Origin of the sequence: Amycolatopsis sp. NPDC059027 (assembly GCF_042739735.1) — a bacterium.
Lineage (GTDB): Bacteria > Actinomycetota > Actinomycetes > Mycobacteriales > Pseudonocardiaceae > Amycolatopsis.
On the sequence record NZ_JBHYIK010000127.1, the window covers coordinates 1 to 10,233 of the forward strand.

General features: G+C 69.9%; 12 protein-coding genes. 3 read left to right on the top strand and 9 right to left on the bottom strand.

From position 1 onward, the window contains the following. Nucleotides 1-123 precede the first annotated feature (123 nt). From ACFWY9_RS43475 to ACFWY9_RS43515, 9 genes are all read right to left on the bottom strand, one after another. Nucleotides 124-762, bottom strand: a complete 639-nt coding sequence (locus ACFWY9_RS43475; protein ID WP_378326695.1) for a cyclase — start codon at nt 760-762, stop codon at nt 124-126. Nucleotides 763-955: 193 nt separating this feature from the next. Then, nucleotides 956-1,693 carry a sirohydrochlorin chelatase gene (locus ACFWY9_RS43480; protein ID WP_378326696.1) on the bottom strand — a complete coding sequence of 246 codons (738 nt, stop codon included), beginning with the start codon at nt 1,691-1,693 and terminating at the stop codon, nt 956-958. Further along, nucleotides 1,690-2,952, bottom strand: a complete 1,263-nt coding sequence (locus ACFWY9_RS43485; protein ID WP_378326697.1) for a sulfate adenylyltransferase subunit 1 — start codon at nt 2,950-2,952, stop codon at nt 1,690-1,692. The genes ACFWY9_RS43480 and ACFWY9_RS43485 overlap by 4 nt, the downstream gene beginning before the upstream one ends. Next, nucleotides 2,952-3,872, bottom strand: a complete 921-nt coding sequence (gene cysD / locus ACFWY9_RS43490; protein ID WP_378341641.1) for a sulfate adenylyltransferase subunit CysD — start codon at nt 3,870-3,872, stop codon at nt 2,952-2,954. The genes ACFWY9_RS43485 and cysD overlap by 1 nt, the downstream gene beginning before the upstream one ends. 12 nt (nt 3,873-3,884) lie before the next feature. Next, on the bottom strand, nt 3,885-4,580 hold the full coding sequence (locus tag ACFWY9_RS43495; protein ID WP_378326699.1) for a phosphoadenylyl-sulfate reductase: 696 nt from the start codon (nt 4,578-4,580) through the stop codon (nt 3,885-3,887). Next, nucleotides 4,577-4,735, bottom strand: a complete 159-nt coding sequence (locus ACFWY9_RS43500; protein WP_378326700.1) for an Insertion element protein — start codon at nt 4,733-4,735, stop codon at nt 4,577-4,579. Before ACFWY9_RS43500 ends, ACFWY9_RS43495 begins: the two co-directional genes overlap by 4 nt. Next, nucleotides 4,732-6,432, bottom strand: a complete 1,701-nt coding sequence (locus ACFWY9_RS43505) for a nitrite/sulfite reductase (protein WP_378341642.1) — start codon at nt 6,430-6,432, stop codon at nt 4,732-4,734. Before ACFWY9_RS43505 ends, ACFWY9_RS43500 begins: the two co-directional genes overlap by 4 nt. Before the next feature lie 113 nt (nt 6,433-6,545). Then, complete coding sequence (locus ACFWY9_RS43510; protein WP_378341643.1) at nt 6,546-6,767, bottom strand: putative leader peptide; 222 nt, start codon at nt 6,765-6,767, stop codon at nt 6,546-6,548. 10 nt (nt 6,768-6,777) lie between these two features. Further along, nucleotides 6,778-7,359, bottom strand: a complete 582-nt coding sequence (locus ACFWY9_RS43515; RefSeq protein WP_378341644.1) for a TetR/AcrR family transcriptional regulator — start codon at nt 7,357-7,359, stop codon at nt 6,778-6,780. 80 nt (nt 7,360-7,439) lie between these two features. Between ACFWY9_RS43515 and ACFWY9_RS43520 the strand changes: the two genes are divergently transcribed. The 3 genes from ACFWY9_RS43520 (at nt 7,440) to ACFWY9_RS43530 (ending at nt 10,081) form a co-directional block, all read left to right on the top strand. Then, nucleotides 7,440-7,856: a VOC family protein gene (locus ACFWY9_RS43520; protein WP_378341645.1), complete on the top strand. Its 417-nt coding sequence runs from the start codon at nt 7,440-7,442 to the stop codon at nt 7,854-7,856. Between the two features lie 13 nt (nt 7,857-7,869). Then, nucleotides 7,870-9,087, top strand: a complete 1,218-nt coding sequence (hemW, locus tag ACFWY9_RS43525) for a radical SAM family heme chaperone HemW (protein ID WP_378341646.1) — start codon at nt 7,870-7,872, stop codon at nt 9,085-9,087. A 73-nt stretch (nt 9,088-9,160) separates the two neighbouring features. Beyond that, the gene (locus ACFWY9_RS43530; protein WP_378341647.1) at nt 9,161-10,081 is read left to right on the top strand and encodes an NADP-dependent oxidoreductase; all 921 of its coding nucleotides are present in this window, start codon (nt 9,161-9,163) and stop codon (nt 10,079-10,081) included. The last annotated feature ends 152 nt before the right edge of the window (nt 10,082-10,233 follow it).

The window sequence follows — 10,233 nt, forward strand, 5'->3', positions numbered from 1 at the left end:
TGTGGGGGGGGGGTGGTTGTTATAACCCCCCCCGGGGCGGGGGGCCCCCCCGCGCGCCACCGCGCGCCCGCCCCCCGGGCGGGGCGGGGCGGGGCCCGTAAGGTGGCCTTGACGGCATGCGGATCAGCCGATGGTCGTCGTGGTGAAGACCGGGCTCGGGTTGGGGAAACAGGCCGTCGGCGCGGAGATGTCGACGATCTGGTTGACCACGGCGGTGAAGGTCAGGCCCGGGTCCTGGTAGCTCGTCCCGGCCAGCTTGGTCTCGATCTTCCCGGACGTGCCCGCCTTGAGGTGCGCGGTCACGGTCGGCAGTTCGAAGGTCGAGCCGCCCGCGATCGGGCCGGGGAAGGCGAGCGTCGCCACCCCGTTCGCCACCGTCAGCTTCGGCGGGGTCGAGCCGAGGCCCGAGCCGCCCGTGAGGTCGGCGCTGACGAAGGTCGAGTTGGCCGGGATCGGGATCTTCAGCGCGAAGTCCTTGATCTCCTTGACCTTGTAGCCGCTCACGTCACTGGGCACGGTGTTCGGCGCGGGATCGATGACGACGTCGAGCGCGCCGCCCGCCGTCACCGTGCCGGGCGCGGTGACCGTGGCGTCCTGCTTGAGGCTGACGTGCTGCGGGCCGACGACCGGCGCGTTGGCCTCGCAGTCGAAGTTGACGCTGGTCGCCGCCGAAGCCGGGGTGGCGAGACCGATGAGCGGGACGAGCGCCGCCGTGACGACGGCCGCGACACGGGGACGGGTGAGGCGCAGGGCTGTCTTCATGCTCTACCTACCTGGGGACGAAGGGGGAGAAACGAAGCCGCGCGGCGCTTAGAGAGTTACCGGCAAGTTAACAAGTCCGTCAAGGATCCACGGTTCACATGCGAGCCCGGTGACGAAAATGTGAAAAAGATTCACCGATGAGCCGATTCAGCACCCGGGATGGTCCGGACCACTGATACGGAAAGTGGTGTGCTCAGGAAGAAACCCGGGCGGGCCGCGGAACGGCCGCGGCGTAGCGGTGCAGAACGACCTCCGCGACGCGCGGATCGGGGCCCAGCGCTTCGGCCACGAACGCGGCTTCCCCGGCACCGGCCAGCGTGGCGATCCGATCGGGCAGCAGACCCGGCGCGAGGAACCACGACGCGACGACGATCCGCCGGACGCCGCGGGCGCGAAGCCGGGCGATGGCGGCCGGGATGTCCGGCTGTGCCGCGCTGGCGAACGCCTCGCTCACCGGGACGCCGAGCCGCTTTTCCCAGCGGGCGGCCAAATCCGCGACGGCGGCGTTCGCGCCGGCGTTGGACGAGCCGACTCCGCTCACCACGATCCCGGTGCCCGGAGCGGCCGGATCCGCCGCCGCGATCCGGTCCAGCGCGACGGTTTCCAGCGCCGGGTCGATGCCGAGGACGTCGGAGACCCGCACTGAGAAGTCCGGCCGGTCCGCGGTGACCTCGTCGACGAGCGCGGGAAGATCGACCCGCGCGTGGTAGGCGCTGCCCAGCAACAGGGGGACCACGACGGCTTCGCGGTGGCCCTGGTCGTACAACCGCCGCAGGACGTCCGTGACCAGTGGCTCGGAAAGGTCCAAAAAGGACTCGTAGACGTCGGTCCCTGGTGCCTGCGCGCGCACGACGTCGACGAGTTCCCGGACGGTCGCCGCCGAGCGGGGATCACGACTGCCGTGCGCGACGGCGACCAGCGGCGGCGTCACGAGAACCGCTCTCCGACCAGCCCGGCGGCAAGGGTGTCGCCGTCCTTCGGATCGATCACCAGGAACGCGCCCGTGCGCGGGATGTCGCCGTAGTCGTCGACCCCGATCTCCTCCGCCAGCCGGAGGGTGACCCGGCCGATGTCGTTGAGTTCCAAGGCCGCCGGATCGTCCACACTGGACAGCGTCTGCTCGTCGAAACGGGCGTGCAGCTCGTCGGCGAGTGCCTGCACGGTCCGGGTGCCGTGCTTGACGAGCACCCGCGCGCCGGGCTTGAGCGGCTTCGTGGACAGCCAGCACAGTGTTCCGGTGATCTCGTCGGTCACCCGGGGTGGATTCCCCGCGGCGGCGATGAGCTCACCGCGGGCGATGTCGAGGTCGTCGGCGAGCAGCAGCGTCACCGACGTGCCCGCGCCCGCTTCCGCGAGCGGTCCATCGGCGGTGTCGATGCGCTCCACCCGCGAGCGCAACCCGTGTGGGAGCACGACGATTTCGTCACCGGGGCGGACGGTGCCCGCCGCGATCTGGCCCGCGTAGCCACGGTAGTCCGGGTACTCGGGGGTGCGCGGCCGGATCACGTACTGCACCGGGAACCGGAACGGCGTGTCGTGCGGGTCCGGCGCGACCGGGACGTCTTCCAAATGCTCCAGCAGCGTCGGCCCGGCGTACCACGGCGTGTTCCCGGACTTCTCGGCGACGTTGTCGCCGACCAGCGCCGAGACCGGGATCGCGAGCACACTGCCGCGCTCGTAGCCCAGCGATCCGGCGTACCGGGCGAACTCCTCGGCGATCACGGTGAACGTGGCCTCGTCGTAGCCGACGAGGTCGATCTTGTTGACCGCCAGCACGAGCTGCGGGACCCCGAGCAGCGCGAGGACCGCCGCGTGGCGCCGGGTCTGCTCGATGACGCCCTTGCGCGCGTCGACGAGCAGCACGGCCAGCTGCGCGGTGGAGGCGCCGGTGACGGTGTTGCGGGTGTACTGCACGTGCCCCGGCGTGTCCGCGAGCACGAAACTCCGCTTGGGCGTGGCGAAGTACCGGTAGGCGACGTCGATCGTGATGCCCTGCTCGCGCTCCGAGCGCAGCCCGTCCACCAGCAGCGAAAGGTCCGGAGTGGACAGTCCCTTGTCGACACTGGCGCGGGTGACCGCGTCCAGCTGGTCGGCCAGCACCGACTTGGTGTCGTACAGCAGCCGACCGACCAAAGTAGACTTGCCGTCGTCCACGCTTCCGGCGGTGGCAAGCCTCAGCAAGCTCGACATCAGAAGTAACCCTCTCGCTTGCGGTCTTCCATGGCCGCTTCCGACATCCGGTCGTCGGCGCGGGAGGCACCGCGCTCGGTGATCCGCGACGCCTGCACCTCGGCGATCACCTCGTCCACAGTGGACGCTGTGGATTCGATCGCGCCGGTGCACGAGCCGTCGCCGACGGTGCGGTAGCGCACCATCAGCTCCTTGACCTGTTCACCCGGCCGCGGGCCGCCCCACGGTCCTTCGGCCAGCAACATGCCGTCGCGCAGGTAGACCTCGCGGCGGTGCGCGTAGTAGATCGAAGGCAGTTCGACCTTTTCGCGGGCAATGTAGTTCCAGACGTCGGCCTCGGTCCAGTTGGACAGCGGGAAGACGCGGACCTGCTCGCCGGGGCGGTGCCGCCCGTTGTAGAGGTTCCACAGCTCGGGGCGCTGCCGCCGCGGCTCCCACTGGCCGAAGGCGTTGCGCAGCGAGAAGATCCGCTCCTTCGCGCGGGCACGCTCCTCGTCGCGGCGGCCGCCGCCGAATACGGCGTCGAACTTGTTCTCGGCGATCGTGTCGAGCAACGGCGTGGTCTGCAACGGGTTCCGCATCCCGTCCGCGCGCTCCTCGAGCCGTCCGTCGTCGATCCAGTCCTGGACCTTCGCGACCACCAGCCGCAGGCCGTGCTGTTCGACCACGCGGTCGCGGAAGTCGATGACCTCGTCGAAGTTGTGCCCGGTATCCACGTGCAGCAGCGGGAACGGCACCGGGGCCGGCCAGAACGCCTTGATCGCCAGGTGCAGCAGCAGGGTCGAGTCCTTGCCGCCGGAGAACAGGATCACCGGCCGGTCGAACTCGCCGGCGACCTCACGGAAGATGTGGATGGCCTCGGATTCCAGCGCGGCCAGGTTGTCCTGGGCGGCGTCTTTGGCCGACTCCAACGTCGTCATGCTTCCCTTCCCTCAGCCGTGCAGGCCGCACTCGGTCTTGGACTGCCCGGCCCAGCGGCCGCTGCGCGGGTCCTGCCCTGGCGCGACCTTCGCGGTGCACGGTGCGCAGCCGATCGACAGGTAGCCTGCCGAGACCAGCGGGTTCTCCAGGATCCCGTGCTCACGGATGTAGCCGTTGAACTCCTCGTCGCTCCACGCCGCGATCGGGTTGACCTTCACCAGCCCGTTGCGCTCGTCCCAGGTGACGATCGGGGTGTTCGCCCGCGTCGGCGCGTCCACCCGGCGCACCCCGGTGACCCACGCGGAGTAGTTCGACAGCGTCTTGCGCAGCGGCACCACCTTGCGCAGCTGGCAGCACTGGTTCGGATCCCGGTCGTGCAGTTTCGCCCCGTACTCCGCGTCCTGCTCCGCGACGCTCTGCTCGGCCTGCGCGTTCACGATCTTCACGTCCGGGTAGACGGTCTGCACCGCGTCGCGGGTGCCGATCGTCTCCGCGAAATGGTACCCGGTCTCCAGGAACAGAACGTCCACATCGGACTTGACCTTGGTCGCCAGGTCGATCAGCACGGCGTCCTGCATGTTCGAGGCCACGATGAAGTCGTCCCCGAACGTCTCCACCGTCCAGCGCAACGCCTCGTCCGCGGTCGCCTCGGCCAGCTCCTTGGCGGCGCGTTCGGCGAGCGTGCGGTAATCGGCTGTAGCGGTCATGGCTGCGATACCTCCGGCAGTGAGAGCCCCAGGAATTTCACGGAGAAAAGCCTTCTACAAGCCGAACACAGCCACGAACCGTTCTCTTCCGGCCGCAGGTCCTCGTCCCCGCAGTACGGGCAGTAGAACGGCGCGGCGCGTTCGGCCGAGCTCACTGCAACACGCTCTCGTCGGCCCGCAGGACCCATTGCGGGAACCGCTCGCCCGGCTCGCGCCCGGCGATGTAGGCCCGGACGACCCGCTCGACGTAACCGGTCAGCTCACCGGCGGTCACCTTGTGGCCGCGCAGTTTCCGGCCGAACCCGGCGTCGAGGCCGAGGCCACCGCCCAGGTGCACCTGGAAGCCCTCGACCTGGTTGCCGTCGTCGTCGGTGACGATCTGGCCCTTGAGCCCGATGTCGGCGGTCTGCACCCGGGCGCAGGAGTTGGGGCAGCCGTTGAGATGCACGCTCACCGGGGTGTCCAGCTCGCCCTGGATGTCCGCGAGGCGGCTTTCCAGATCGGCCACCAGCTGCTGCGCGCGTGCCTTCGTCTCGACGATCGCGAGCTTGCAGAACTCCAGCCCGGTGCACGCCATCACCCCGCGCCGCCACGGCGACGGGTCGGTCTGCAGGCCCAGCTCGGCGAGTTCGGCCTGTAGCCCGGCGATTTCGGCATCGGGGACGTCCAGCACGACGAGTTTCTGTTGCGGCGTAAGGCGGACGCGCTGCGAGCCCGCGCGCTCGGCCGCCTTCGCGACCGCCAGCAGCGTGCCGCCGGACACACGACCGGCGACCGGCGCGGCGCCGACGTAGAACTTGCCGTCGACCTGCCGGTGCACCCCGACGTGGTCGATCGGGACGGCCGGGACCTCGGGCGCGGGGCCGTCGATCAGCTTGCGCTTGAGGTACTCGTCCTCCAGCACCTGGCGGAACTTCCCGGCGCCCCAGTCCTTCACCAGGAACTTGATGCGCGCCCGCGCCCGCAGCCGCCGGTAGCCGTAGTCGCGGAAGACGCTGATGACGCCTTCCCAGACGTCGGGCACCTCGTCGCGGGGTACCCAGGCGCCGAGCCGCTGCCCGATCATCGGGTTGGTGGACAGCCCGCCGCCGACCCAGACGTCGAAACCGGGGCCGTGCTCGGGATGGTTCACCCCGACGAACGCGACGTCGTGGATTTCGTGCGCGACGTCCGGCAGCCCGGAAACGGCGGTCTTGAACTTGCGCGGCAGGTTGGCGTAGCGGGGATCGCCGATGAAGCGGCGCTTGATCTCGTCGATCGCGGGGGTGCCGTCGATGATCTCGTCGGCCGCGATCCCGGCGACGGGCGAGCCGAGGATGACGCGCGGGCTGTCGCCGCACGCCTCCATCGTCGTCATGCCCGCCTTTTCCAGTTTGTCCCAGATCGTCGGGACGTCCTCGATCTGGATCCAGTGGTACTGGATATTCTGGCGATCGGTGATGTCCGCCGTGTCACGCGCGTGGGTCTGGGAGATTTCGCCGAGCACGGACAGCTGTTCGGTGCTCAGCACGCCGCCGTCGAGACGGACCCGCAGCATGAAGTAGCGGTCGTCCAGTTCCTCCGGCTCCAGCGTCGCCGTGCGGCCGCCGTCGATCCCGGGCTTGCGCTGGGTGTAGAGGCCGAACCAGCGGAACCGGCCGCGGAGATCGCCGGGGTCGATCGCGTCGAACCCGCGGTGCGCGTAGATGTTCTCGATCCGCGCGCGGACGTTGAGCGGGTTGTCGTCCTTTTTGGATCGTTCGTTCGGGTTCAGTGGCTCGCGGTACCCGAGTGCCCACTGTCCTTCGCCGCGGCGCTGCCTGGCTCGTGGGGCGCGTGCCTTGCTCGGGGTTTCACGCGTGGGCGAGGCCATGATGCGTCCTCCGTGGGCGGGGTTGTGGCACCCGGCACACCGTGGACGCGGGGAGTTCGCGCGGCGCGCCCGGCGCCGGCTGTCCAGTTCGTGGCAGTGGTGGCGGCGGGGAGTCAGTCGGCGGGCCCGCAAAGGGCACTGGCGACCCGCAGGAGGTCGACGTGGCGGCGGGCCACGAGCGGTACACCGGCGGGAGTCACCGGCTCAGGGTGCCATGTGCCCACAATGTGGTCTAGCCGTGCCCGAATAGTGGGAGCACCTTCACGACCTGCGAATGTGCTGGTAGATACCGATCCGGCCGAAAGCAGGCGGTCGCTGCGCTGCTCCTCTGGCACGTGATCTGGCCTACTTTCGGCCTCCTCGGTATGTGTGCTCCACCAGCATTTCGACGACGTCGCTGTCCGAGATGTCCGCGAAGGCGCCGGGAAGTGTGAGCCGTTCCACGGTGAGCCCGGTCAACGCGAGGTAAAGCAATAGGACGGCGTCGCGGCCGCCGGGCAGTCCGGCGCTCTCGTGGAACTCGACGCTCAGGTCGAATCCTTCGCGCACGGTGCGGGTCAACGCCTTCGCGAGATCGGGCCGCCGGGTCGCTTCGAGCCGGAGTTCCAGCAGCGCCAGGTAGACGGTGCGATCGATGGTGAGCCTGTTGACGAGCGCGTCGAGCAGTTCGCTCAGCCGATGTTTCGACGGCAGTTCCGCGCGTGGGTTCGTCATGACCTCGGCGGGCGCGGACAGGCGTTCGTGCACCCGTTCGCCCGCCGCCACCAGTAGCTGGTCCCGGTTGCGGAAGTAGTTCGACGTCGTCCCCGGCGGCACGTCCGCCTCGACGTCGACCGCCCGATAGGTGAGGCCGCGGGCGCCCACCTTCGCGAGCACGGTGACGGCGGCGTCGGTCAGCGCCGTCCGCCGTTCGGAGTTCTGCCGCACCTTTGAATCCTCCTTGCCCGATCCGAACCACTATGATTAGAGTACTACGGACATAGTGATTCGGTGAAGAGGAGATCGGGATGCAGGTCAAGGGTTTCGGTGCGGGGGTCCTGGTCGACGACGTCGCCGCGACCACGCGTTACTACCGGGAGTACTTCGGCTTCGAGGTCACCGTCGAACTCGACTGGTTCTCGAGCCTCAACGTCGGCGTGCCCGGCTACGAGATCAGCTTCATCCGGCGCGGCCACGAGTCGACGCCGGAGCCGTACCGGTGGCAGGAGCCCTCCGGGGCGATGTTCGGCTTCGTCGTCGAGGACGCGGCTGCGGAGGAGAAGCGGCTGCGCGAGGCGGGCGCCGAGATCGTCAAGCCGCTCGTGGACGAGGTGTACGGGCAGCGGCACTTCTTCGTCCGCGACCCCAACGGCGTACTGGTCGACGTGATCGAGCTGATCGCGCCCGACCCGCAGTGGCTGGCCGAGAGCGGTCTGGCCGGGTGAGGGACACTGGGGTGTGCCCCAGCTGCTGCCCGAAGCCACCACTCCGGTCGAATCCGCCCTGCCCGCGAGCGCACTGAACGGACTGGGTACTCGCCCGTTCGGGGTGTACGTCCACGTCCCGTTCTGCGCGACCCGGTGCGGCTACTGCGATTTCAACACCTACACCGCGGGCGAGCTGGGCTCCGGCTCGTCGCCGAGTTCGTGGCTGGAGGGCTTGCGGCGCGAACTCGACCTCGCGGCGCGGGTGCTGGGGACGCCGCCGCGTGCGGACACCGTGTTCGTCGGCGGTGGGACGCCGTCGTTGCTCGGTGCCGACGGCCTCGCTTCGGTCCTCGACGCCGTCCGTGGCGCCTTCGGGCTCGCGGACGGCGCCGAGGTGACCACCGAATCGAACCCGGAATCGACGTCGCCGGAGTTCTTCGCGGGCATCCGCGAGGCCGGGTACACCCGCGTCTCGCTCGGGATGCAGTCCGCCGCGCAACACGTGCTGCAGGTGCTCGACCGGGTGCACACGCCCGGCCGGCCCGTCGCGGCGGCGGGGGAGGCGCGGGCCGCCGGGTTCGAGCACGTGAACCTGGACGTCATCTACGGGACGCCGGGGGAGCGCGTCGAGGATCTCCGGGCTTCGCTGGAGGCCGTGCTCGACGCCGGGGTCGACCACGTCTCGGCGTACGCGCTGATCGTCGAGGAGGGTACCGCGCTGGCCCGCCGGGTCCGGCGCGGGGAACTGCCCGCGCCCGACGACGACACGCTCGCCGAGTACTACGAGCTGATCGACGCGACGCTCGCGACGGCGGGGCTGCGTTGGTACGAGGTGTCGAACTGGGCGTCGTCGGAGGCGGCGCGGTGCCGACACAACGTCGGCTACTGGCGCGGCGGTGACTGGTGGGGCGCGGGCCCCGGCGCGCACAGTCACGTCGGCGGGGTGCGGTGGTGGAACGTCAAGCACCCGGCGCGGTACGCGTCGCTGCTCGCGGAGGGGAACTCCCCGGCGGCCGGGCGCGAGGTGCTCACCGAAGCCGACCGGCATCTCGAACGCGTCATGCTCGAACTCCGTGTCGTGGAAGGACTTCCGCTCGACGCGCTGGACGCCGACGGGCTCGCCGAAGCCAGGGTGGCAGCGGCGGAGGGGCTGCTCGACGAGTCCGCTTTGGACAGTCGGCGCCGGGCCGTGCTGACCGATCGGGGGCGGCTGCTGGCCGACGGCGTCGTCCGCAGGCTCGCCGGCTGAGTTCGCGGTCCCGGATTAAATCCCGCGCGTTCGTTGTTGGTTCCGGGCAACGAACGAAAGAGGGAGCAGGGGCATGCCACAGGCAGTGAGGTTCGACGGGTACGGCGGGATCGACGTGCTGCGCGTGGAGGATGTGCCGCGGCCGGTGCCCGGTGCGGGGCAGGCGCTCGTCGAGGTGCGGGCGGCCGGGATCAACCCGGGCGAGGCGTACATCCGCGAGGGCGTCTTCGCCGAGCAATGGCCCGCGACGTTCCCGTCCGGGCAGGGGAGTGATCTCGCGGGGGTCGTGGCCGAACTGGGCGAGGGCGTCGACGGGGTCACCGTGGGCGACGAGGTCATCGGCTTCGTGCACTCGCGATCGAGCCAGGCCCGGTACGTCGTGGTGGAGGCGGAAAACCTGACGCCGAAGCCCGCCGGTGTGCCGTGGGAGGTCGCCGGCGCGCTGTTCGTCGCCGGGACCACCGCGTACGCGGCGGTGCGCGCGGTTTCGCCGCGCGAGGGGGAGACCGTCGTGGTTTCCGGCGCGGCGGGCGGGGTCGGTTCGATCACCGTGCAGCTGGCGAAACTGGCCGGTGCCAAGGTGATCGGTCTCGCCGGTGCGGGCAACCACGCGTGGCTCGCCCAGCACGACGTCGTTCCCGTCGCCTACGGGGAAGGCGTCGAGGAGCGGATCAAGGAGGCGTCCGGTGGCAAGGTCGACGCGTTCGTCGACACGTTCGGTTCGGGCTACGTGGACCTGGCGCTGAAGCTCGGCGTGCACACCGACCGCATCGACACGGTGATCGACTTCGCGGCGGCCGAGAAGTACGGCGTGAAGCGGGAAGGCAACATCGACGCGGCGGAGGCCGGGGTCCTCGCGGAGCTGGCGGCGTTGCTGGACAAGGGTTTGCTCGAGATCCCGATCGCGAAGACGTACCCGCTCGCCGACGTGCGCGACGCGTACCGCGAACTGGAGCGGCGGCACACGCGAGGCAAGATCGTCCTGCTGCCCTGAAACTCATGGGCGTTCCGGGCGCCCTGACGATCCAACTGGGTTCAAACGCCCCAATGTGGCGGGGGGGGGGGGGGGGGGGAGGCAGCACCCCGACGGGCGCCAGACGCACAACCAACAAAGATGTTGAAAACGAGAGAAACCGCCCGCCAACG